Here is a 22,187-nt window from a genome sequence, read left to right on the forward strand (position 1 = left end):
CCGTCCTGCCGGACCGTCATCCTGTCGATGGACCCTTGCCGATGATCAGACTTACCGAACTGCGCCTTCCCCTTGGCCATGACCGCGCGGCGCTGGAACAGGCCATCGTGACACGCCTGGGCATCGCCCCCGACGCGCTGGAGGAAGTACGGATCTTCCGCCGTGGGCATGATGCGCGCCGGCGCGGACGGATCATGCTGGTCTATACCGTGGACTGCCGCGTGCGCGACGCGGATGCGGTGCTGGCGGCGCACGCGGATGCGCGCGACATCACGGCCACGCCGGATACGCGCTACCGTTTCGGCATCGAAAACGGGGCGGACCTTGCCTCACGCCCCGGATACAGCCGCCCCGTCGTGATCGGGGCGGGGCCATGTGGCCTGATGGCGGCGCTGGTCATGGCGCAGATGGGATTGCGTCCCATCATCGTCGAACGGGGCAAGGTCGTGCGCGAACGCACCGTCGATACGTTCGCCCTGTGGCGTAAATCCATCCTCAATCCCGAAAGCAACGTGCAGTTCGGTGAAGGCGGCGCGGGCACGTTTTCCGACGGCAAGCTGTACAGCCAGGTCAGCGATCCCCGCCATTACGGGCGCAAGGTGCTGGAGGAGTTCGTGCGCGCCGGTGCGCCGGAGGAGATCCTCTATATCTCCCACCCGCATGTCGGCACGTTCCGCCTCGTCTCCATGGTGGAGCATATCCGCGCGGAGATCGAGGCGCTGGGCGGTGAATACCATTTCGGCGCGCATGTGGACGAACTGCTGGTCGCAACGCATGACGGCGTCCGCCGGGTGAAAGGCGTGCGCCTGACCAATGGTGACGTCATCGAATCCACGCATGTCATCCTCGCCATCGGTCACAGCGCCCGCGACACGTTCACCAGCCTGCATGCCTCGGGCGTCGCGATGGAGGCCAAGCCCTTTTCCATCGGCGTGCGCATCGAACACCCGCAATCGGTCATCGACGTCGCGCGCTATGGCACCCGCACGCCAGATCCGCTGCTGGGGGCGGCAGATTACCGGCTGGTGCATCATGCCTCCAACGGACGCGCGGTCTATTCCTTCTGCATGTGTCCCGGCGGCACCGTGGTCGCCGCCACGTCGGAGGAAGGGCAGGTCGTCACCAACGGGATGAGCCAGTATTCCCGCGCCGAACGCAACGCCAATGCCGGGATCGTGGTGGGGGTCAGCCCGCAGGTGGATTATCCCGGTGGCCCGCTGGCGGGGATCGCGTTCCAGCGGCACTGGGAACGCCAGGCGTTCCTTGCGGGCGGGGGGCGTTATTTCGCCCCGGCGCAGACGGTGGGGGATTTCCTTGCCGGCCGGCCTTCGACCTCGCTTGGCGATGTCACGCCATCCTATCGGCCCGGTGTCACGCCGACCGACCTGTCCGCCTGCCTGCCGGAATTCGCGATCACCGCCCTGCGCGAGGCGCTGCCTGCCTTTGACCGCAAGCTGGCGGAATTCGCGATGAACGACGCGGTGATGACCGGGGTTGAAACCCGGACGTCCTCCCCCCTGCGCATCCCGCGCGGTCCGGACGGGCAGAGCATCAATACGCACGGGCTTTATCCGGCGGGCGAGGGCGCCGGATATGCCGGGGGCATCCTTTCGGCGGGCATCGATGGCATCCGCATGGCCGAAGCCGTGGCCTTGTCGCTGGCGGGGCGTCCGGTGGACGGGCTGGTGCGCAAGGGGATGACGCAGGCGTCGGACGCGCGCTAACCGGCTGTCTGAAGAACTGTCCCTTGATTAAAAACAAAAGTTTTTGGGTGTCGCCTTTTATCTAAAAAGGCGACGTCTTTCGAAGCTTTTTGCAAAAAGCTTCACCAAAAACTTTTATGATTTCAGGGTATTTTCTGGTCTGTCTTTTCAGGCGGCCCCCTGGGGCGCGGCTACAGGAATGAAATCGGGTCGATATCCACGTCCACCCGCGCGCCGCGTTCGGGTTTCACCCGCGACAGCCATTCGCGCATGATCGGCTGGACCGGGATATTGCGCCGCGCGCGCAGCAGAAGGCGCTGGCGATGGCGACCGCGCAGGATCGCCAGCGGGGCCGGGGCGGGGCCAAGGACCTGAACACCATCAAGGCGCGGGGCCTCGTGCCCCAGCGCGCGGGCGGTCATGTCGGCGGCCTCCGGCGTGTCGGCGCTGACGATCAGGGCGACGAGGCGACCGAACGGCGGCCAGAATCCGGGCCTGCGCTGTTCGGCTTCCTGTTCCATGAAACTTGCGAAATCGCCGGAGACGAGGGCCTCCATCACCGGGTGGTCCGGGACATAGCTCTGCAGCAGGACATGGCCCTGCGCCTCCGCCCGGCCGGCGCGGCCGGCCACCTGATGCAGCAGCTGCACCGTGCGTTCCGCCGCGCGCAGGTCGCCACCGCCAAGGCCGAGGTCGGCATCGACGATCCCCACCAGCGTCAGGTGCGGGAAATGCCATCCCTTGGCGACGATCTGCGTGCCGATCACCAGGTCCACCTCGCGCCGGGAAATGCGGTCGACCGCTTCGGCCGTGGCCGCCGGACCATGCAGCGTGTCGCTGGCCATCACAAGGATGCGGGCGTCGGGAAAGGTCGCGCGCGCCTCTTCCGTAATGCGTTCGACGCCGGGGCCGATGGGCGTCAGGCTATCTTCGGCATTGCACGAGGGGCAGGCGGGGGGCATCGCTTCGTGATGGCCGCAGTGATGGCATGTCAGGATGCGCCGCGCGCGATGTTCCACCAGCCACGCGGTACAGTTCGGGCACTGCATCCGGTGCCCGCAGGTGCGGCACAGCGTCAGCGGCGCGTACCCGCGCCGGTTGAGGAACAGCATCGCCTGTTCCTGCCGCCCGATGGTCCGGGCGATGGCGTCGGTCAGGACAGGCGACAGGAACAGCCCGCGTTCGGGCGGACTGGCGCGCATGTCGAGCGTACGTACCTGCGGCATGGAGGCATTGCCATGTCGCGCGCCCAGGCGCAGGTGGCGGTAGCGTCCGGCCCCGACATTCGCCAGTGTCTCGAGGCTGGGTGTCGCGGAAACCAGCATGATGGGCGCGTTGTCCATGCGCGCGCGCACCACCGCCATGTCGCGGGCGTTGTAGGTGACGCCTTCTTCCTGCTTGAAGGAGGTCTCGTGTTCCTCGTCCACGATGATAAGGCCAAGGCGCACGAACGGCAGGAACAGGGCGGACCGCGCGCCCACAACCACGTGTGCCTCGCCATCGGCCACGGCGCGCCACGTGACCCGGCGCAGGCGCGGACCCAGATCCGAATGCCACAGCGCGGGCGCGGTGCCGAAACGCCGTTCGAAACGTTCGGTCCACTGCGATGACAGGGCGATTTCAGGCAGCAGCACAAGCACCTGCAGCCCCTTTTCAAGGCATGCGGCAATGGCCTCCATATAGATTTCCGTCTTGCCCGATCCGGTCACCCCTTCGAGCAGCGTGATCGAAAAGCGGTCTTCCGCCACCGTATCGCGCAGGGCGCGGGCGACGTCGGCCTGTTCCCCCTCCAGCACCGGCGGGGCATGGGCGGGATCCGGCGTCGCGAACGCCCATGGCGCCGGAAGGACCACTTCATGCAGGCATCCCGCCTGCGCAAGGCCACGCACGACGCTGGCGCCCACCCCGGCGCGGGTGGCCAGGTCGGTGGTGGACATGGGAGTTCCGGCCCGCGCGATGTCGAGGACCTTCTGCCGCGCGGGCGTCAGGCGCAGGCCGGGCGGGATTTCACCGGCCACCTTCCACCCCGCCGCCGGGCGCGGGGCGGCCGCCGTGGTGCTGGTGCGCAGCGCCATCGCCAGGACCATGCCCGGCGGCGACAGCGTATAGGCCGCGACCCAGTCGATGAAGCGTCGCAGGGGGGCGGGCATGGGTGGCAGGTCCAGGCGGCCGCCAACCGCGCGCAGGCGGCCCGCTGCGACCGGGGGCATGGGGGGCGGCATGAATTCGGGCGGCAGGCGCAGTTCCATGTCCCACACCACGCCCGTTTCGGTACGGCGGCCCAGCGGCACGCTGACGATATCGCCCGGTTGCAGGTCAAGGCCTGCTGGCGCGCGGTAATCCAGCGCGCCCGCGAATGGCAGGGGCAGCATGACCCGCACCCGCCGCGCCGTGGGCGACGGGGCGGGCGAACCCGGTTGCGACTCCATCAGGTCAGGCGTGTGGTTGCGGCGCGGCATGCGGTTTTCTAGCGTCGCGGGGCACGGATGTCTTGTCTGCTGTTGCATGGGGATGCACATGGGAACATGAACGCCATGGTGGTGGCGCGACGGGCCGCCGGGCTGGCAGGTTGCAGGGCAGGGGGCGGCTGTTCGTGGCAGGGGAGGATGACGCAACATGATGGCCACGCAGGCATGTGCATGTTTTCTGGACTGGATGGCTGACGAACGCCGCGCCTCCCCCCGCACGATCGAGGCATATCGCGGCGACCTGCAACGCTTCATCGCGTTTGCCGGCAACCATCTGGGGGGCGAGGTGGATATCGCCGCGCTTGACCGCATCAGCCTTGCCGACCTGCGGGCATGGCTGGCGTTCGAACATGACCAGGCCCTGCGTCCGCGACCGGGGCATCGCGTCACGACCCGCGACCGCGCCGCGCGCACGCGCGCACGCCGGGTGTCGGCACTGCGTTCCTTCTTCCGCTATCTCGCGCGGCATCACGGCGTGGACAACCCGGCGCCCGGCCTGCTGGCGGCCCCGCGCGTGAAAAAGACCCTGCCCCGGCCCCTGAACCATGAAGACGCGCTGGAGGTACCGCAGGGCGTGGGCGACATCGCGCACACGCCCATGGCGCGCGTGCGCGACGGGACGCTGTTCCTGCTGCTGTATGGCTGCGGCCTGCGCATTTCGGAGGCTCTGTCGCTTGATATCGCGGACCTTGACCGGGCCATGGCGCTGGGCGACGGGGCGGACGAGGGCGTGCTGCGCATCCGGGGCAAGGGGGGCAAGGAACGCATGGTGCCGATCCTGCCCGTGGTGGGGCGCAGCCTGATGGAATGGCGGCGCCATCACCCCGCGCCATTTCCCGATGCGCCGCTGTTTCCCGGCGTGCGGGGCGGCCGCCTGCAGCCTGCCGTGGCGCAGCGCGCGATGCGGACATGGCGGCACATGGCGGGCCTGCCGGAACATGCAACCCCCCACGCGCTGCGCCATTCATTTGCAACCCACCTGATGGAAGGCGGGGCCGATCTGCGCGTGATCCAGGAACTTCTGGGCCATGCCAGCCTGTCCACGACGCAGCGCTATACCCTTGCGGATGAGTCACGGCTGCTTGACGTCTGGACGCGTGCGCATCCCCGCGCGCGGATATAGGCTACCGCCACAGGAAAACGGAGTTTTTCAAGACATGAGCCAGCTCCCCCGCCAGCCCTATCCGCCCATTGATCCGTATGACCATGGATACCTCGATACCGGGGATGGCCACCGGGTCTATTGGGAGCTTTGCGGCAATCCCGACGGGATTCCTGTCGTATTCCTTCATGGGGGGCCGGGGGGCGGGTGCTCGGCGCTGCAACGCCGCATGTTCGACCCGGCGCGCTACCGCATCCTGCTGTTCGATCAGCGGGGATGCGGACGTTCCAAGCCGCATGCCTCGCTCGAAAACAATACGACATGGCACCTTGTCGGCGATATCGAGCGCCTGCGTGAAATGACGGGCGCGCCGGCATGGATGGTGTTTGGCGGATCCTGGGGATCGACGCTGGCGCTGTCCTATGCCCAGACGCATCCCGACCGGGTCACGGCGCTGGTGCTGCGCGGGATTTTCACCCTGCGCCGCGCCGAGGTCGAGTGGTACTATCAGGAAGGGGCGTCATGGCTGTTCCCTGACAAATGGGAACGTTTCATCGCCCCCATCCCGCCCCAGGAACGTGGCGACATGATCGCGGCCTATCACCGGCGCCTGACCGGCCCCGATGGCGAGGAACGCACGCGCGCCGCCCTGGCATGGAGCCTGTGGGAAGGCGAAACCCTGACCCTGCTGCCGATGCCCGACATTGCCAGCCAGCATGCCGACATCCGCTATGCCACGGCATTTTCGCGGATCGAGAATCATTATTTCGTCCATGGCGGATGGCTGGAGGAGGGACAGCTGATCCGTGATGTCGGGCTGATCCGCCATATCCCGGCCGTGATCGTGCAGGGACGCTATGACATCGCCACGCCCATGCGCACCGCGTGGGACCTGCATCGTGCCTGGCCCGAAGCCACGTTCCAGCTGGTTGACGCGGCGGGACATGCCATGTCCGAACCCGGAATCCTCTCGGCCCTGCTGGACGCGACGGATTCGTTCGCCACCCGCCTGTAAGGCATGGCGATGTCGCGTTCCCCTGGACCCCGCGCCCGGTCGTGGGGCATCGCGCTGTGCGCCGCCGTGCTGTCTGGCACGCAGGCGGTGTCCGCGCATCCGGCATGGGCGCAGGACGAAGGGCGCGTATGTTCACGCAGGCATATCGCGCAGATCCCGTTGCGCAACGATGGCGGTTACCTTTCGATTGTCGCGGAGGTGGCGGGCCGTGAACTCAGTCTGCTGGTGGATACGGGATCGGATGGTGGCCTGCTGACGCCCGAAATGGTGCATCGCCTGCGCCTCGGCCTTGATCCGGCGCAACAGACGGTGGTGCACGGAACGGGCGGCACAGTCCATGCAACGCCCAACGCCATCGTGCCGGACCTGCGAATCGGCGGGGTGGATTTCGGCGCCATGTCCGCGCCTGTGGGCGTACTGCCCGGACAACCCATGATAACCCCGCCCGTGGGCGGGCTGATCGGGGGGGACGTGCTGTCGCATTTCGACCTCGACATGGATGTCCCCAACGGACAGATGGGTCTGTGGGAAGTGCATGCGGGTTCCGTCGCCTGTGCGCAGCCCCCGGCATGGGCCGGATGGTACGATACGCTTCCCCTGCAACGGCAGGAAAACCGCTTCATGCTGGATATCCGCCTTAACGGACAGCCGGTGAAGGCGCTGCTTGACAGCGGCGCGCGCTCACGCATTGTCTCGCCCGAAGTGGCGGCGCGCCTTGGCGTCCGCGCGGAACAGCTTGAAACCGATCCCGGCGGGATCACCAGCGGCATTGACGGGCACGAGGATGTCTATCACTGGCATCGCTTCAGCAGCCTGCAGATCGGCCATGAACTGGAACGCAATACCGTCATGACGGTGGCCCCCCTGCGCGAGGGACTGGAAATGCTGCTTGGTTCCGACTGGTTCGCGCTCCATCGGGTCTGGATTTCCTATGCCACGGGACAGGCCTTTGTCCGGCCTGCGGTCCCTGCCCAGGATTCCGCGCACGGGACGCGGGCGAAACCGCATGTCCCTTTGTCCCCGGCCAGGAAATATCCGGACCGATAGAAACAACGTTCTGGATACTGTCCGTGCAATCCCCTGAAGTCAGGAAAGTTTTTGGTGAAGCTTTTTGCAAAAAGCTTCGAAAGGACGTCGCCTTTTTGAAAAAGGCGACACCCAAAAACTTCTATTGTTTTTCAGGCAGTCCTTCAGGTTGTCTTCATGACACGCCAGCCCCTGCCTGCCGGTGATGCGGGCCATGCAGGGGCTGGCTGGACAACAGGTGTCAGCCCTTCAGGTGGGTATTGCACACGCTGTAGTACCCGCCCCCACGCTCGATCCAGCGCAGGCCGCCATTCGCATTGGTCGCCTTGTTGGCATTATACTGGTCAAGGCAGGTGTGCAGCCGGGCCTTGCCCGCGCTTTCCTTGGCATATTTCGCGGAAACGGCGCTGGGCAGGGTGGCGTTCGTCGCAACCGGCGCGACCTTGGCGGCGGCGGGTGCGGCTGGCGCTGCGGCGGCCGTGGCCGCCACGGGGGGCTTTGCCGCTTCGGCGGGGGCGGCGGCAGCGGGGGTGGCGGCGGTGTCATCGCACTGCGCGGCCTTGAACGCCTTGTAGGTCTGTCCGTTCAGGGTGCCTGCGGTGCGGGCGGCCACGAATTTCTGGTGGCAGGCCTTGGACGTTTCACGGGCATGTCCGGTGGCGGGCGAGAAGGCGAGGGCGGCGGGAAGGCCGATGGCCATGACAGCGGCCAGGTAATGACGGCGGGAAAAAATCATGAAAAAATGGTCCTCCGGTTTTGACTGAAATACAAAGGTCCGCGCGTCATGCGCTACAACGCGCTGTCGCCGGTTTCACGGGTGCGGATGCGCACCACGCTTTCAAGCGGGATGATGAAAATCTTGCCATCGCCGATCTTGCCGGTATGGGCGGCCTGCACGATGGTTTCCACCGTCTGTTCGACAAGGTCGTCCGACACCGCGACCTCTATCTTGATCTTGGGCAGGAAGCTGACGTGGTATTCCGCCCCGCGATAGATTTCGGTCTGGCCCTTCTGCCGCCCGAATCCCTTGACCTCGGAGACGGTGAGTCCCTGAATCCCGAGCGGGGTCAGCGCCTCGCGCACGTCGTCGAGCTTGAATGGCTTGATGATGGCAGTGACAAGCTTCATCTCACCGTATCTCCAATCCTGTGTCTGCGGGCCGTGCAACCGTCATCAGGCATCGGATGACACGCCTCTTATACCGCGAGTGCATGAAGCATGTCATCCGTGATTACGCGCTGTCGCCATCTTGCGCCGGGATCTGGCGAAGGTCCGGCGCGCGGCGTTTGGACACCTGATACGTTGCATGCCATATCTGCGTTGCATTGCCCGTGAACACGCCACAGCACCGGGCGGTTCCCACGCGGCGGCCACTGACAGGACAAAGAAGACGATGAGCGAACACATGACAGCCACCCCGTCCATTCCGGGCGACGCGATGGAGGCGGATGTCTGCATTGTGGGGGCGGGCCCCGTGGGCGCGACCCTGGCGTGCCGGCTGGCGGTGGAGGGGATGCGCGTGGTCATCATCGACCGTGCCGCCCTGCCGCCGATGGAACATCCTGCCTTTGACGGCCGCGCCTATGCCATCGCGGCGGGTTCGCGCCGCCTGCTGGATGCGGCGGGCGTATGGGCGCGCCTGCCGATGCCCGCGTGCGACATCCGCGAAATCCGCGTCACCGACGGTCGGCCGGGACAGCGGCCTTCGCCCCTGTTCCTTGAATTCGGGCGCGACGACGCGCCCGAACCCTTCGGCTCCATGATCGAGGCGCGGGCGCTGCGCGTCGCGCTCAACGCCTCGCTGCATGCAACGCCCGGCATTACGGTCCTTGCCCCGGACGAGGCGACGGTCGTGCGCAGGCCCGAGGGCGCGGTCATCACCACGCGCAGCGGACGCACCATTTCGGCGCGTCTGGTCGTCGCGGCGGAGGGACGGCGCAGCCCCCTGCGCACGCAGGCCGGGATCGTGGTGACGCGCCTGCCGTATCACCAGTGCGGAATCGTGTGCGCCGTGGCGCATGAGCGCCCCCATGAAGGACGCGCGCTGGAACATTTCCTGCCTGCCGGCCCCTTCGCGCAGCTGCCGATGGCCGGGACGGCGGAACATCCCAACCTGTCCGCGCTGGTCTGGACGGACGAGGAAAAGCTGGCCCATCGCCTGGCGGAGCTTCCGGCGGAGGCGTTCGCCCATGAAATCCGCCGCCGCATGGGCGACTGGCTGGGCGAGGTGACGCCGGTGGGACGACGCTGGGTCTATCCCCTGTCGGCGCAGTACGCGCAGCGTTATATCGACACGCGGCTGGTGCTGGTGGGGGATTCCGCCCATGGCATCCATCCCATCGCGGGGCAGGGGCTGAACCTCGGCTTCCGTGACGTGATCGCGCTGTCGGACCTGCTGGCGGGCGTGCATGCGCGCGGTGGCGACGTGGGCGAGGCATCGGTGCTGCGCGATTACCAGGCGCGCTGCCGTCCGGCCAACATGCTGATGCTGGCGGCGACCGACATGCTGGAACGCCTGTTCGGCAACGACAATCCCGTGCTGCGCCTGGCGCGTGACGTCGGGCTGGCGGGGGTGAACCGCATCACGCCGCTGCGCCGGGCCTTTGCACGGCACGCCATGGGCCTGTAACGCGCCCGCCTTATCGCGTATCGTGCCTTCATCCTGATTTTTTCATAACCGGACGCTCCGACATGTCTGAACGTCAGCCTCCAGGCGCTTCCCTTACCCAGTCCGCCCGCCCGCCCGTCATGCCGCCCACGCTGTCGGGGATCGATATCGACGCCCTGTGGCGCGACATCGTCGAAGGGGCGTGCGGATGCTGCGATCCGCTGGTCAAGGGGCTTCTGGCGACGGGAATCCGCAACCATGCCTCGTTCGGGGCGGCCCTTGCGGCCCTGATCGGGCGCAAGCTGGGCGATCGTTCCGTGGCGGACGACGCGCTGGCGGAACTGGTGATGGAGGTCTTTGCCGCCGATCCGGATATCGTGGCCGCCGCCGCCGCCGATCTTGTGGCCATCCGCGAACGCGATCCCGCCACGGGCAATTACGCGACGCCTTTCCTGTTCTTCAAGGGGTATCACGCGGTGCAGGGGTACCGCGTCGCGCACTGGCTGTGGAACAACGGGCGCGAATACCTTGCCCTGCACCTGCAGAGCCGGTCTTCGGAACTGTTCGCGGTTGACATCCACCCGGCGGCGCGGCTGGGACGGCGCATCCTGTTCGACCATGGCACGGGCATCGTGATCGGCGAGACCTCGGTGCTGGAGGATGATGTCTCCCTCCTGCAGGGGGTCACGCTGGGCGGCACGGGCAAGAACGTGGGCGACCGGCATCCCAAGGTCCGTCGCGGTGTCCTGATCGGGGCGGGGGCCAAGATACTGGGGAATATCGAAATCGGCGAAGGGGCCAAGATCGGCGCGGGGTCCATCGTGCTGGAATCGGTCGCCCCCTATACCACCGTCGTGGGCAACCCGGCGCGCGCGGTGGGCACGCGCCATTCCTCCCTGCCGGCCTTCACGATGGACCAGATGTTGCCGCCGCTTGACTACATCATCTGACATCATGCCGGCGCACGGGGGCGACGGGCCACGGGTGATCGTGGTCGGCGGCGGCCCGGCCGGGCTTGCCGCCGCCGAAGGGCTTGCCGCCGCGGGATGCCGGGTGCGGGTGCTGGAACAGCGTCCCACCGTGGGGCGCAAGTTCATGATGGCGGGCCGGGGCGGGCTGAACCTGACGCATTCGGAACCCATGGCGCGGTTCATGACGCGTTACGGCATGGCGCAGCCCCGTCTTGCCGCCGCCCTTGCGGTATTTGGTCCCGACGACATGCGTCGCTGGGCCGCCGGGCTGGGGCAGCCCTGTTACGTCGGCAGCAGCGGCCGGGTCTTTCCCACGGCCATGAAGGCATCGCCCCTGCTGCGCGCGTGGGTGGCGCGGCTGGAACGGATGGGCGTGCGGATCATGACGCGCCACCGCTGGCTGGGCTGGGATGCCGAAGGCCGCGTCCGCGTGTGCGGTCCGGATGGCGTGGAAGATCGCCTGCCCGCCGATGCGCTGGTGCTGGCGACAGGCGGGGCAAGCTGGGCGCGGCTGGGCGCGGATGGCGCATGGCGCGATATCGTCGCGGCCCGTGGCGTCGATGTCGCGGCGTTCCGGCCCGCCAATTGCGGGTTTCGCGTTTCCTGGTCGGAAATGATGCGCACCCGCTTCGAGGGATGTCCCCTGCATGCAATCGCGCTGCATACGCGCACGGGGACCATCGCCCGGGGCGAGGCGGTCATCACGCGTGACGGGATCGAGGGAGGGGCGGTGTATGCGTGCTCGGCTTCCCTGCGCGACGAAATCGCGGCGCATGGACGCGCGGTCCTTCACATCGACCTGCGTCCCGAAATGGATATCGCGCAGGTGACGCGGCGGCTGGCGCGGGTAAGGGGGCGCGAAAGCGTATCGAACCTGCTGCGCAAGGCCCTGCGCCTGCCGCCGGTGGCGGTGGCCCTGCTGCGCGAGGGGGGCGGGGTTGACCTGCCGCGCGATCCGGCGGCGCTGGCGCGACTGGTAAAGGACGTGCCGCTGGTCCTGACGGGGACCGATGACATCGACCGCGCGATTTCGGTGGCGGGTGGCGTGCGCTGGGACGGGGTCGATGACCGCCTGATGCTGCGCCGGCTGCCCGGCGTGTTCGTCGCGGGGGAAATGGTGGACTGGGAGGCGCCGACCGGCGGCTACCTGCTGCAGGCCTGCATTGCGATGGGGCGCCTGGCGGCCCATGGCGTGGTGCAATGGTTGCAGGATACCCGCAAGGGGCTGTATCCGTCTGCCTCATGACGGTAGCGATCACGATTGGGGAACGACGGGGGGCCACCACGGGTGATGCCCCGGTCACGATGGACCTTGCTGAACTGTTGTCCACGCGCCTGCTGGTGCAGGGCAATTCAGGATCGGGAAAGTCACACCTGCTGCGGCGCCTTCTGGAACAGTCCGCGCGCCTCGTGCAGCAGGCGATCATCGACCCGGAAGGGGATTTCGTAAGCCTGGCCGAACGTTACGGCCATCTGGTCATCGACGCCGCCGAACATACCGAGGCCGCGCTGCAGGCGGCGGGCGAACGCATGCGCGTGCATCGTGCCTCCGTCGTGCTGAACCTTGAGGGCGTGGATGCCGAGGTGCAGATGCGTCGCGCCGCCGCCTTCCTTGGCGGCATGTTCGAGGTGCCGCGCGAATACTGGTATCCCGTGGTGGTCGTGGTGGACGAGGCGCAGATGTTCGCGCCCGCCGCCGCTGGCGAAGTCTCGGACGAGGCGCGGCGTGCCTCGCTCGGCGCGATGACCAACCTGATGTGTCGTGGGCGCAAGCGTGGGCTGGCCGGGGTGATCGCAACCCAGCGCCTGGCGAAGCTGGCCAAGAATGTCGCGGCGGAGGCCTCCAACTTCCTGATGGGGCGCACCTTTCTGGATATCGACATGATGCGCGCCGCCGACCTGCTGGGCATGGAACGCAGGCAGGCGGAAAGCTTCCGCGATCTGGAACGTGGCTGTTTCGTGGCCCTTGGCCCCGCCATCAGCCGACGGCCGCTTGCGGTGCGGATCGGGGCGGTGGAAACCGAAAGCCGCTCGGCCGGTCCCGCCCTGATGCCGTTCGAACCCACCGTCCCGACGGAGGAAATCCGCGAACTGATCCTTACCCCCGTGCCGGAGCGTGAACTGCCCGCGCGCGCGCCGCGCCCCGCAACGCCCCCGCCCGACATCCTTGCCCAACTGGCCGCGCATGCCGACGTGGCCCGCACGGAGGCGGAGGTCGAGGCCCAGAGCGCCCCTGACATCGACCCCAGGGAGCAGAAGGAGCGTTTTGCCGCCATCCTTTCCGACATCCTGCAGGATGAGGAAGCGGGTTTCCGCCCGGTCCATGTGTTGTATCAGGATTTTCTCGTCCGCTGCCGGATCGAGGGGATGGGCCGTCAGGCGCTGGACATGCCGCGCTTCCGCCGCGCCCTGGCGACCGCGCGCGCCGGTGTGGATGCCCGCATGGCACAGACCGAGACATGGATGCAGGCCGAACAGATGGCATCGGCCCTGCCCGAGGACGTGCAGGGGATTTTCCTGCTGATCGCCCGCAGCGCGCTGGAAAAACTGCCCTGCCCGTCGGATGCGACGATCGCGCGCGCCTATGGCACCCATTCGCTGGGGCGGGCGCGGCGGCAGCTGACCTATCTGGAGGAACAGAATGTCATTGTCCTGCGCCTCGACGGGATGGGCCGCCGCAGCGCGGTGATCGTCGGGCTTGGCTGGGAAACGGCGCCCGCCCTGCCTGACGCGCCCGCGCGTTGAGCCGCCGGGAAGGCGCGGTCAGTGGGCGTCCTTTCCCCACCGCCATTTCCATCCGCCTGCGGTCCTGGATTTGCACAGATAGCCAAAAGCAACCGTGGCCAGGATATCGATCAGCGACAGGCATACCGTGAATTCCATGGCATGCGTATTGTCGGGATGGATCACCGACAGGGCGAACCACGGAAGGATGGTGACGGCAAGGAACAGCGTGAATACCACCCATCCCTCCCAGCTGATGGGCAGGCCGGAGCCATATCCGTAGCTTTTCGGGGCGAACCAGGCTTTTTGTGACTGGGCTGACATGTTGGCGTGCTCCATGGACCAATCGGTTCGGGGATGAAAATAATCTGTAGGTAAAAATAACAGAAGTTTTTTTTTGGGTGTTGCCTTTTGTTTAAAAAGTGACGTCTTTCGAAGATTTTTATAAAAAGCTTCACCAAAAACTTTTCATAATTTCAGTGTATTACTTGGTCTGTCATTATGATGACGCATGACGGGCCGCGCACCTGTTTTCCCCGATCCGGAGAGTGGGATCGGCAGATGTTCCGGTCAATGTTCCGTTACGAATGCCGTTCTATCCGGCGTCGTCTCCCGGAGCGGATGCGTTCTCATGTCGTGACGCTGTCGGTGCCGAGCAGGGCGCGCATTTCGTCGAGATAGCGGATGAATGCGTCGCGCCCCTTCGCGGTCAGTTCGATGCGGGTCAGGGGACGCCTGTTGACGAAGGTCTTTTCCTGCGCCACGTACCCGGCCTCCTCCAGCTTGCGCAGATGTGTCGAGAGGTTGCCGTCCGTCACGTTCAGATGTTGCCGCATGACCTTGAATTCGACCCCGCCGCGCGTGACGAGCAGGGTCATGATCCCCAGCCGGACACGTCCGTGGATCACCTCGTCAATGCGCGCGATATCGAAGGAAGGGGCCTCCATGGTCATGCTGTCTGTGTCCTCCGCTGGATCAGGACCCAGCCGGGAATGGCGATCAGGACCACCAGCAGCACCCCGTAAATCAGGAATGTATAACTGCTGCCCGTGGCTGCCGCGACCGTGATGGCCGCAAGGAAGGACCCGGCGGTGACCAGTTTCAGCCATCCCTGGCGTGAAATGAAGGCCGTCGCCCCCCATCCCGCGCCATAAAGGGCAAGCATGGTCGATGGGAACGCCGCCCAGATCATGGGCGAATCGTAACGCCAGCAAAGGATCATGCTGCATACGAACATCGTGACGATGCCCCAGCTCAGTCCCGTCCATATGGTGGCGACTGCCCGGTTGATGGTTGCCGTGGACCCCGCCACCGCATCGGTGCGCCGGTTCAGGACCCACACGATGGGGACATAGGCAAGGCCCGCGATCATCCAGACCAGCTGGATCGCCATCGCCGCGAAATGCGTGGAAGCCTGTGAAATCCCCCATGCCACGAAACTGGCCGCGCCGAAGACAAGGCCGGCGGCAAGGAAATAGGGACCACATGTCAGGGGGACGTCACGGCCTGCCTCCGCAAGTGCGCGCAGGAAGGCAAGATCGTCGGAGGGAGAGGTCTTGTGCGGTATTTCCATGGCCTGTCTCCAAAGCCGGTTGAACAAGGGCGCCACGCAGGGGCGATTGCATGCCCGGGCGGATGGGTATGTCGAACGGGATCCGCATTGCCCCGAAAGCCTGTTCCGACATGCGCCGGGACAGGTGGAAAGGCGATTCCATGACCAGAAACACTCAATCACAGATAACTTTTAAATTCAAAGTATATTGTTATGGAGAAGAGGTGGGTATGGTCCCGGCGATCAATATAACCGCTTGCGCCATGCCACAGGCCGGTTTTCAGGACGCATGAACAGCTTCGCGCGACATAAAAAAACAGGCCCCGCGCCAGAAGGTGCGGGGCCTGTCCTGTTATGGAAGCCTGAAGTGGCGGGCGGCGATTACCGCTTCCACCACCCGGTGCGCCGTTTCGGGGCCGGGGCCTGATCGACATCCACCGGCTGCGGCGGCAGGCCGGTGACGGTGCTGTCGGCGGGGGCTTCGGCTTCGGGTGTTTCCACCTTCTTGCGGCGCGTGCGCGTGGCCTTGCGCACCGGTGCCTTTTCCTCCGCCACAGGCTCGGCCGCTGGCGTCTCGGCCTCGGCTTTCTTGCGGCGCGTGACGCGACGGGCCTTGGGCTTTTCCTCCGCTACGGGGGCTGTCGCATCAGCCGTGGCCTCTTCGCTTCCGGGCTCGCTGTCCGCTGCTGCCTTCGCGGTTTTGGCCGTGCTGGCGCGACGACGCGTGGGGGCCTTGGTCGCGGCCGTGCGCGTCGTGGTGGTCCGCCTGCGCCTAGGCTTTTCCTCTTCCACCACGGCGTCCCCTGCGGGCTCTGCCGCCGGCGTTTCCGCCGGTGCCGCGTCTGCAGCCGCTTCCGCCGGCCCGGCTTCGGTGGCTTCCGCCTTCCTGGCGCGGCTGCGGGTGGTCGTGGCGGCCTTGCGCGTTGTCGTGCGACGACGGCGCGGCTTTTTCTCAGCCTCGGCTTCCGGCTCTGCCGGGGTCGGTTCCGCTTCGGGCTGCGCCTTTACGACGGGTTCCGGGGTTTCGGATTCCGCCTTGGCCGGGACTTCCCCAGTCGGGACTTCCCCTGCCGGGGCTTCGGCTTCGACCGGGGTTTCCGCCGTGACGGCCGCCTGTGCCGCCGTGGCGGGGCGGCTGGCGCGACGGGTCCGGCGACGCGGCGTGCTCCGGGGTTTTTCTTCCCGGGGCTTTTCTTCCTCGACCGCCGGTTCGTCCACCGTTTCGGCCTCGATGACCACAACAGGGGCTTCGGGTTCGATCACCGGTTCGACGGCGGGCGTCGTCGTCTGTTCGATCACATCGAAGATGTCGATGATCGCATCGCCAAACGGATCGGCAGGCGTCGGCCCCTTGTAACCCACCTCGACCACGGGTTCGGGTTCCGGCGCGGCGGCGGCTTCGCCTTCCACCGTATCGATGCCCTGCTGTGTCGTGGCCTCGCGGTTCGCGCCGCCACGACGGCGACGGCGACGGCGACGGCGGCGATGGTCGGTTCCAGATGCCGTATCCTCGTCCGTCATCGCGCCGGCATCCGGCGCGGCGGCTTCGCCTTCGGTCTCCGCAGTGGCGGCGGGGGGTTCGTTGTGGATCGGGATTTCGCGTACGCTGACCGTATCCGCCCGGCTGCTTTCGGGGTCCGCCGTGATGGCGGGGGCGGGCTCGAACTGCGCCGTCTGCGGACGCGTGCGCTCGATCCGCGATTCCGCCGCGTGCAGCGTGGAATCGGTCGTGAACACCACGTGCATCTTGTGGCGTTCCGCGATCTCATGCAGCCAGTCGCGCTTGTTGTTGAAGATGTAGAGCGCGATTTCCGGGGCGACATGCACCGTGATTTCGGCGGCGCGGCGCTGCATCCCCTCGTCCTCGATGGCGCGCAGGACATGCAGCGCGGAACTTTCCACCCCGCGGATGATGCCGGTGCCTTCGCAATGGGGGCAGGGGGTAAAGGTCGATTCCGCGATGGAGGGACGCAGGCGCTGGCGTGACATTTCCAGCAGGCCGAAGTGCGAGATATGGCCCACCTGGATACGCGCGCGGTCGTTGCGCAGCGCTTCCTTGAGGCGGCGTTCGACCATGCCGTTATGCTTGCGGCTTTCCATGTCGATGAAATCGATCACGATCAGCCCGGCAAGGTCACGCAGGCGCAGCTGCCGCGCCACTTCGTCGGCGGCTTCGAGGTTCGTGCGAAGGGCCGTTTCCTCGATATTGCGTTCCCGCGTCGCGCGGCCGGAGTTCACGTCGATGGCAACGAGGGCCTCGGTCTGGTTGATGACGAGGTACCCGCCCGAACGCAGCTGCACCGAAGGCGACAGCATCGAATCCAGCAGTCCCTCCACCCGGTAGTGGGAGAACAGCGTCTGCCCATGGTCGTGCCACAGGCGCACCTTCTGCGCGTTCTGGGGCATGAGCATGCGCATGAATTCGCGCGCGGATTTCCATCCGGCCTCGCCATCGATCAGGATTTCGCTGATCTCGCGGGTGTAGATGTCGCGGATCGCGCGCTTGATCAGGCTTGCTTCCTCGTAAATCAGGGCCGGAGCCACGGATTTGAGGGTGTGTTCGCGAATGTCGTCCCACAGCCGAAGCAGGTATTCGCAGTCGCGCATGATTTCGGCGCGGGGGCGCTGCGCCCCGGCGGTGCGCACGATCATCGCCATGCCGTGGGGGATCTGCAGTTCCGCGATGATGTCACGCAGGCGGCGGCGGTCGGCCACCGACGTGATCTTGCGCGACACCCCGCCGCCACGCAGCGAGTTGGGCATCAGCACGCAGTAACGCCCGGCGAGCGAGACATAGGTGGTCAGGGCCGCGCCCTTGTTGCCGCGCTCTTCCTTGACGACCTGCACCAGCAGGATCTGGCGGCGGCGGATGACTTCCTGGATCTTGTAATTACGCAGGAAACGCGCGATGCGGCGCTGGGCCTCGGGCTCGTCGCCGGTGTCGTTCTCGCCGCCCACGGTCTCGGGTTCGGCATCCTCGCCCTCGGCGTCGTCCGCGCGCAGGCTGGCCTCTTCCGTGGCGTCGTCCTCGCCCTCGGTCTTCTCGTCATCCTCGCGCGCGTTGCGGGCTTCCTCCGCGCGGCGCTCTTCTTCCTGCAGCGCCAGCAGCTTTTCACGGTCGGCGACGGGGATCTGGTAATAATCGGGGTGGATTTCGCTGAAGGCGAGGAAGCCGTGGCGATTGCCGCCATAATCGACAAAGGCGGCCTGCAGGCTGGGTTCGACCCGGATCACCTTGGCGAGGTAGATATTGCCCTTGAGCTGCTTTTTCGCCGATGCCTCGACATCGTAGTCTTCAAGCCTGTTACCATCCATCACGACCACGCGGGTTTCTTCCGCGTGGGTCGTGTCGATCAGCATGCGTTTGGTCATTAAAAGGGAAACTCCGGTATGTCCGGTTCGTGCGTCCGCCCCGCGCAACGCCCCATGGGCGGCGGGAACGGGAATGGGAACGGACAGGAACATCAATGAAGGTACGATCGTATCCGGCGTTGATCCCCTGGTGGCCGTCACGCGCGACGGCAACGGCATGCGTGGCATCGTGGCCCGGCGTCGCGCCGTTCCATGACATGCATGTGCCTGTTGCGTCGGCGGATATGTCCACCGTGGTCATCAATCCATCCTCGGTCATCTTGGGGAAGGTCCTGTCCCGCCCGTCCAGGGCAGGCGGGGCCTTCGTGGAAAATATCGACGGGTCCGTGTCATCCGGCCCCCTGTCGATCGGGGGCGCCGGTGCGGTGGCCTTGGGCCGCGCGCATGATCCGCCGGGCGACATTTCCGTGACATCGGTCATGGCGGAAAAGGCTGCGGGCGCGTGCCTGATGGCTGCCGGATGGATTTGCGCCATCGGACGCGGTGCCGGATACGCGCGGTATCCCGACAGCCTGACGTCCGGACGTCGCGCGCCCATCACTATTACGCACCATGGCGCAAGCGCGTCCGTCCTGCAAGCCTTGCGAATATTTATGCCGCTGACGCGCGCGTGTATATGATGATATGCACAGCCGACCGTACGGTTTTCATCCCACTTGAGGCGACATCGCAGCATGCGTACCGGATATTCCACGGATATTCACGCCGGCGACCGGGCGGCCGGACCGGTGGCCGCCGTATCATCCACGTCCCCCATGTCACGACCGGCGGGCGCGGGGCGCGATGACGCCGGGCCGCTGACCCCGCCTGACGCGGTGCGCCGGCGCGTGCTGCTGGCGGGAATCGCCATGGCGGCGATGCTGCCCCGGCAGGCCGTGTCCGCCACGCGCCGGCATGTGCTGTCCCGTGACCCGGCCGCGCATGCCGCGGCCCACGTGACACCCGCCCACGCAACATCCGCTGGCGCGGCCCTGCATCGTCCCGCGATCGTCGGGCGGGCGTCGCCCCCGCGTCCGCTGATCATGCTGGACCCCGGGCATGGCGGCAAGGATCCGGGGGCGATCGGCATTTCCGGCACCTATGAAAAACACGTGGCGGAGGCGGCGGCCGCCGAACTGCAGCGCCAGCTGGTCGGCAGCGGACGTTACCGCGTGGCGATGACGCGCGCCGATGACCGTTTCATCCCGCTGGAGGGGCGGGTGGACCTTGCGCACAGCCACAAGGCGTCGCTGTTCATTTCCATGCATGCGGACGCCCTGCATGACCCGGCGGTGCGCGGGGCCAGCGTCTATACCCTGTCGTCGCACGCGTCGGACGCGCAGACGGCGGCGATCGCGCGTTCCGAAAACAGCGCCGACCGTTTTGGCGGCCCGCAGGTTCACGCGACCTCGCCCGAGGTGCAGGAAATCCTCGCCAGCCTCGTGACCGAGGAAACGCGCCACGGCGCGGCCCATATGGCCAGCAGCATCGTCTCCTCGTTCCGTCCGCGCATCAGCCTGCTGACCCATCCCGCGCGGCATGCCTCCTTCGTGGTGCTGAAATCGGCGGACATTCCCTCGGTCCTGGTCGAAATGGGCTTCATGTCCAACCATATGGACGAGGCCGCCCTGCGGCAGTCGGCGCACCGCATGGTCGTCGCGGGTGCCATGGTGCAGGCGATCGACCGCTATTTCGCCTCCGCCAGCATGGTCACGCGCGTTACCGGATAGGGCGCATTATATGTTGCAATCGGCGGATGCCGCTGTATTGTGCCGCGCATGGCAACGGACATGCACATCCACGCAGGTTTGACAGGCGCGCAGGCGTCCGTGTCCCTGCGTGCGCGTGACGGTGCCGGGCTTCTTCGTCTTCTACGACTTATCCGCCCCTGAGCGGTCAGGGCCGGCCTGTTCCGGTGCGCCCAGGGGGAAGGTCAGGCTGCGTCATGCAGCCATCATGAACACGAATGACGGAATTTCCACCGGCTGGTGTCCGGCGGCGTTCCAGGTCCCACATCCGGATATGTCCGAGGTATTTCCATGACCATCAATCATCCGTCCTTTGGGCGCATTGACGAAAACCGCGTCATCATTTTCGACACGACCCTGCGTGACGGTGAACAGTCGCCCGGTTTTTCCATGAACCTGGCCGAAAAGCTGCGCATGGCCGAAGCGCTGGAGGATCTGGGCGTCGATGTGATCGAGGCGGGGTTTCCCGTGGCCTCGAAAGGTGATTTCGACAGCGTGGCGCAGATCGCGCGCGCGTTAAAGGACACGGTGGTCTGCGCGCTGGCGCGCAGCGGCGGCAAGAACGACATCGCCAGCGCGGGCGAGGCCATCCGCGAGGCAAGGCGCGGGCGCATCCACAATTTCATCTCCACCTCCCCGCTGCACATGAAATACAAGCTGCGCATGGAGCCGGAGACGGTCCTCGACGTCATCAGGACGGGCAATGAGGCGGCGCGGCAGTTCACCGATGACGTGGAATGGTCGGCGGAGGACGGGTCGCGCACCGATCCCGATTTCCTGTGCCGCTGTGTGGAGGCGGCGATCCGGGCGGGGGCCACCACCATCAACATCCCCGATACGGTCGGATATTCCACGCCGGAGGACATGGCCCGCATCTTTGCCGACCTGCGCGCGCGCGTGCCCGGCGCGGACGGCGTCATCTTTTCCACCCACAACCATAACGATCTGGGCCTGGGGGTGGCCAATACGGTCGCGGCCCTGCGGGCGGGGGCGCGGCAGATCGAATGCACGATCAACGGCATCGGCGAACGCGCGGGCAATGCGGCGCTGGAGGAGATCGTCATGGTCCTGCGCACGCGCCATGACGCGCTGCCCTATACCACCGGCATCCATACGGAAAAGCTGCTGAAGGTGTCGCGCATGCTGTCCACCATCACGGGCTTTGACGTGCAGCCCAACAAGGCGATCGTCGGGCGCAACGCCTTCGCCCATGAAAGCGGCATCCATCAGGACGGCATCCTGAAGAACGCCGCGACCTATGAAATCATGACGCCCGAAAGCGTCGGCTGGACCCGCTCCTCGCTGGTGCTGGGCAAGCATTCCGGCCGCGCGGCTTTCCGTGACAAGCTCAGGGCCATGGGATACGACACCCTGGACGAGGTGCAGTTCAACGACGCGTTCACCCGTTTCAAGGACCTCGCCGACCGCAAGAAGGTCATTTATGACGAGGATCTGGCCGCGCTGGTCGATGACGAGGTGCGCGACCATGCCCGCATCCGCTTCGTCGCGCTCCACGTGTCCGCCGGGTCGCGCCGTCCGGCGCAGGCCGAACTGACGCTGGAGGTCGATGGCAAGGAACACCACGTCACCGCCGCCGGGCAGGGGCCGGTCGATGCGGCCTTCAACGCCATCCGCGCCATCGTTGCCCATGACGCGACCCTGCGCCTCTATTCCGTGGGGGCGATAACGGAAGGCAGCGACGCGCAGGCGCGCACCACCGTGCGGCTGGAGGAAGGCGGCAAGATGGTCGATGGACAGGGCGCCGATGCCGATACGCTGGTCTCCGCCGTGCGTGCCTATGTCCATGCGCTCAACAAGCTGCTGGTCAAGCGTGACCGCGCGGAACCGGCCGAGCTGAGCGCCTGATCCCGCGCGCATGTAACGCGACAACGAGACCGCACGGTCTCCTGAAAGCAAAA

General features: G+C 66.3%; 18 protein-coding genes. 11 read left to right on the forward strand and 7 right to left on the reverse strand.

Annotated elements, in window-relative coordinates:
* Positions 1-41 precede the first annotated feature (41 nt).
* Positions 42-1,724, forward strand: a complete 1,683-nt coding sequence (locus CFR71_RS08040; protein WP_110529767.1) for an NAD(P)/FAD-dependent oxidoreductase — start codon at positions 42-44, stop codon at positions 1,722-1,724.
* Between the two features lie 170 nt (positions 1,725-1,894).
* Here the strand turns inward: CFR71_RS08040 and CFR71_RS08045 are convergent, their stop codons facing one another.
* On the reverse strand, positions 1,895-4,162 hold the full coding sequence (locus tag CFR71_RS08045; protein ID WP_110529771.1) for a primosomal protein N': 2,268 nt from the start codon (positions 4,160-4,162) through the stop codon (positions 1,895-1,897).
* 157 nt (positions 4,163-4,319) lie between these two features.
* Between CFR71_RS08045 and CFR71_RS08050 the strand changes: the two genes are divergently transcribed.
* Genes CFR71_RS08050 through CFR71_RS08060 form a run of 3 tightly spaced genes read left to right on the forward strand, consistent with a single transcriptional unit; the run spans position 4,320 to position 7,335 of the window.
* Positions 4,320-5,294 (forward strand): tyrosine recombinase XerC, encoded by a 975-nt coding sequence (locus CFR71_RS08050; RefSeq protein ID WP_110529774.1) that lies wholly within the window; start codon positions 4,320-4,322, stop codon positions 5,292-5,294.
* Positions 5,295-5,328: 34 nt separating this feature from the next.
* The gene (pip, locus tag CFR71_RS08055) at positions 5,329-6,288 is read left to right on the forward strand and encodes a prolyl aminopeptidase (protein ID WP_110529777.1); all 960 of its coding nucleotides are present in this window, start codon (positions 5,329-5,331) and stop codon (positions 6,286-6,288) included.
* Between the two features lie 9 nt (positions 6,289-6,297).
* Positions 6,298-7,335, forward strand: coding sequence for a retroviral-like aspartic protease family protein (locus tag CFR71_RS08060; RefSeq protein ID WP_239020310.1), 1,038 nt, complete (start codon positions 6,298-6,300; stop codon positions 7,333-7,335).
* A 220-nt stretch (positions 7,336-7,555) separates the two neighbouring features.
* Here the strand turns inward: CFR71_RS08060 and CFR71_RS08065 are convergent, their stop codons facing one another.
* Both CFR71_RS08065 and CFR71_RS08070 read right to left on the reverse strand, forming a co-directional pair.
* Positions 7,556-8,050 (reverse strand): hypothetical protein, encoded by a 495-nt coding sequence (locus CFR71_RS08065; RefSeq protein WP_110529781.1) that lies wholly within the window; start codon positions 8,048-8,050, stop codon positions 7,556-7,558.
* Between the two features lie 53 nt (positions 8,051-8,103).
* Entirely contained in the window at positions 8,104-8,442 is a 339-nt protein-coding gene (locus CFR71_RS08070; RefSeq protein ID WP_110529784.1) for a P-II family nitrogen regulator, read from the reverse strand.
* 277 nt (positions 8,443-8,719) lie between these two features.
* Here CFR71_RS08070 and CFR71_RS08075 point away from each other — a divergent pair, with 277 nt between their 5' ends.
* From CFR71_RS08075 to CFR71_RS08090, 4 genes are all read left to right on the forward strand, one after another.
* Entirely contained in the window at positions 8,720-9,943 is a 1,224-nt protein-coding gene (locus CFR71_RS08075; protein ID WP_110529942.1) for a UbiH/UbiF/VisC/COQ6 family ubiquinone biosynthesis hydroxylase, read from the forward strand.
* 119 nt (positions 9,944-10,062) lie between these two features.
* Complete coding sequence (cysE, locus tag CFR71_RS08080; protein ID WP_239019203.1) at positions 10,063-10,872, forward strand: serine O-acetyltransferase; 810 nt, start codon at positions 10,063-10,065, stop codon at positions 10,870-10,872.
* A gap of 4 nt (positions 10,873-10,876) precedes the next feature.
* Positions 10,877-12,139, forward strand: coding sequence for a TIGR03862 family flavoprotein (locus CFR71_RS08085; protein WP_110529791.1), 1,263 nt, complete (start codon positions 10,877-10,879; stop codon positions 12,137-12,139).
* Positions 12,136-13,638: an ATP-binding protein gene (locus CFR71_RS08090; RefSeq protein ID WP_110529796.1), complete on the forward strand. Its 1,503-nt coding sequence runs from the start codon at positions 12,136-12,138 to the stop codon at positions 13,636-13,638. Before CFR71_RS08085 ends, CFR71_RS08090 begins: the two co-directional genes overlap by 4 nt.
* Positions 13,639-13,656: 18 nt before the next feature.
* Here the strand turns inward: CFR71_RS08090 and CFR71_RS08095 are convergent, their stop codons facing one another.
* The 4 genes from CFR71_RS08095 to CFR71_RS08110 form a co-directional block, all read right to left on the reverse strand.
* Positions 13,657-13,941, reverse strand: coding sequence for a hypothetical protein (locus CFR71_RS08095; RefSeq protein WP_110529799.1), 285 nt, complete (start codon positions 13,939-13,941; stop codon positions 13,657-13,659).
* A 305-nt stretch (positions 13,942-14,246) separates the two neighbouring features.
* The gene (locus CFR71_RS08100) at positions 14,247-14,570 is read right to left on the reverse strand and encodes a winged helix-turn-helix domain-containing protein (RefSeq protein ID WP_110529803.1); all 324 of its coding nucleotides are present in this window, start codon (positions 14,568-14,570) and stop codon (positions 14,247-14,249) included.
* Positions 14,567-15,190: a hypothetical protein gene (locus CFR71_RS08105; protein WP_110529806.1), complete on the reverse strand. Its 624-nt coding sequence runs from the start codon at positions 15,188-15,190 to the stop codon at positions 14,567-14,569. The genes CFR71_RS08100 and CFR71_RS08105 overlap by 4 nt, the downstream gene beginning before the upstream one ends.
* Positions 15,191-15,550: 360 nt before the next feature.
* Positions 15,551-18,541, reverse strand: a complete 2,991-nt coding sequence (locus tag CFR71_RS08110; protein ID WP_110529810.1) for an Rne/Rng family ribonuclease — start codon at positions 18,539-18,541, stop codon at positions 15,551-15,553.
* Positions 18,542-18,636: 95 nt separating this feature from the next.
* Here CFR71_RS08110 and CFR71_RS08115 point away from each other — a divergent pair, with 95 nt between their 5' ends.
* The 3 genes from CFR71_RS08115 (at position 18,637) to CFR71_RS08125 (ending at position 22,134) form a co-directional block, all read left to right on the forward strand.
* Positions 18,637-19,161: a hypothetical protein gene (locus CFR71_RS08115; RefSeq protein ID WP_133251104.1), complete on the forward strand. Its 525-nt coding sequence runs from the start codon at positions 18,637-18,639 to the stop codon at positions 19,159-19,161.
* Positions 19,162-19,398: 237 nt separating this feature from the next.
* The gene (locus CFR71_RS08120) at positions 19,399-20,250 is read left to right on the forward strand and encodes an N-acetylmuramoyl-L-alanine amidase family protein (RefSeq protein ID WP_239020315.1); all 852 of its coding nucleotides are present in this window, start codon (positions 19,399-19,401) and stop codon (positions 20,248-20,250) included.
* A gap of 309 nt (positions 20,251-20,559) precedes the next feature.
* Positions 20,560-22,134 carry a 2-isopropylmalate synthase gene (locus CFR71_RS08125; RefSeq protein WP_110529816.1) on the forward strand — a complete coding sequence of 525 codons (1,575 nt, stop codon included), beginning with the start codon at positions 20,560-20,562 and terminating at the stop codon, positions 22,132-22,134.
* The last annotated feature ends 53 nt before the right edge of the window (positions 22,135-22,187 follow it).

Source organism: Novacetimonas pomaceti (assembly GCF_003207955.1).
GTDB lineage: Bacteria > Pseudomonadota > Alphaproteobacteria > Acetobacterales > Acetobacteraceae > Novacetimonas > Novacetimonas pomaceti.

What these genes read in the sequence shown, in the direction of transcription:
- cysE (WP_239019203.1), top strand. Translation starts at nt 10,063, where the DNA reads ATGCCGCCCACGCTGTCGGGGATCGATATCGACGCCCTGTGGCGCGAC.
- CFR71_RS08060 (WP_239020310.1), top strand. Translation starts at nt 6,298, where the DNA reads ATGTCGCGTTCCCCTGGACCCCGCGCCCGGTCGTGGGGCATCGCGCTG.
- CFR71_RS08090 (WP_110529796.1), top strand. Translation starts at nt 12,136, where the DNA reads ATGACGGTAGCGATCACGATTGGGGAACGACGGGGGGCCACCACGGGT.
- CFR71_RS08110 (WP_110529810.1), bottom strand. Translation starts at nt 18,541, where the DNA reads ATGACCAAACGCATGCTGATCGACACGACCCACGCGGAAGAAACCCGC.
- CFR71_RS08100 (WP_110529803.1), bottom strand. Translation starts at nt 14,570, where the DNA reads ATGACCATGGAGGCCCCTTCCTTCGATATCGCGCGCATTGACGAGGTG.
- CFR71_RS08085 (WP_110529791.1), top strand. Translation starts at nt 10,877, where the DNA reads ATGCCGGCGCACGGGGGCGACGGGCCACGGGTGATCGTGGTCGGCGGC.
- CFR71_RS08040 (WP_110529767.1), top strand. Translation starts at nt 42, where the DNA reads ATGATCAGACTTACCGAACTGCGCCTTCCCCTTGGCCATGACCGCGCG.
- CFR71_RS08070 (WP_110529784.1), bottom strand. Translation starts at nt 8,442, where the DNA reads ATGAAGCTTGTCACTGCCATCATCAAGCCATTCAAGCTCGACGACGTG.
- CFR71_RS08045 (WP_110529771.1), bottom strand. Translation starts at nt 4,162, where the DNA reads ATGCCGCGCCGCAACCACACGCCTGACCTGATGGAGTCGCAACCGGGT.
- CFR71_RS08075 (WP_110529942.1), top strand. Translation starts at nt 8,720, where the DNA reads ATGACAGCCACCCCGTCCATTCCGGGCGACGCGATGGAGGCGGATGTC.
- CFR71_RS08105 (WP_110529806.1), bottom strand. Translation starts at nt 15,190, where the DNA reads ATGGAAATACCGCACAAGACCTCTCCCTCCGACGATCTTGCCTTCCTG.
- CFR71_RS08120 (WP_239020315.1), top strand. Translation starts at nt 19,399, where the DNA reads ATGCTGCCCCGGCAGGCCGTGTCCGCCACGCGCCGGCATGTGCTGTCC.
- CFR71_RS08050 (WP_110529774.1), top strand. Translation starts at nt 4,320, where the DNA reads ATGATGGCCACGCAGGCATGTGCATGTTTTCTGGACTGGATGGCTGAC.
- CFR71_RS08115 (WP_133251104.1), top strand. Translation starts at nt 18,637, where the DNA reads ATGAAGGTACGATCGTATCCGGCGTTGATCCCCTGGTGGCCGTCACGC.
- CFR71_RS08065 (WP_110529781.1), bottom strand. Translation starts at nt 8,050, where the DNA reads ATGATTTTTTCCCGCCGTCATTACCTGGCCGCTGTCATGGCCATCGGC.
- CFR71_RS08125 (WP_110529816.1), top strand. Translation starts at nt 20,560, where the DNA reads ATGACCATCAATCATCCGTCCTTTGGGCGCATTGACGAAAACCGCGTC.
- pip (WP_110529777.1), top strand. Translation starts at nt 5,329, where the DNA reads ATGAGCCAGCTCCCCCGCCAGCCCTATCCGCCCATTGATCCGTATGAC.
- CFR71_RS08095 (WP_110529799.1), bottom strand. Translation starts at nt 13,941, where the DNA reads ATGTCAGCCCAGTCACAAAAAGCCTGGTTCGCCCCGAAAAGCTACGGA.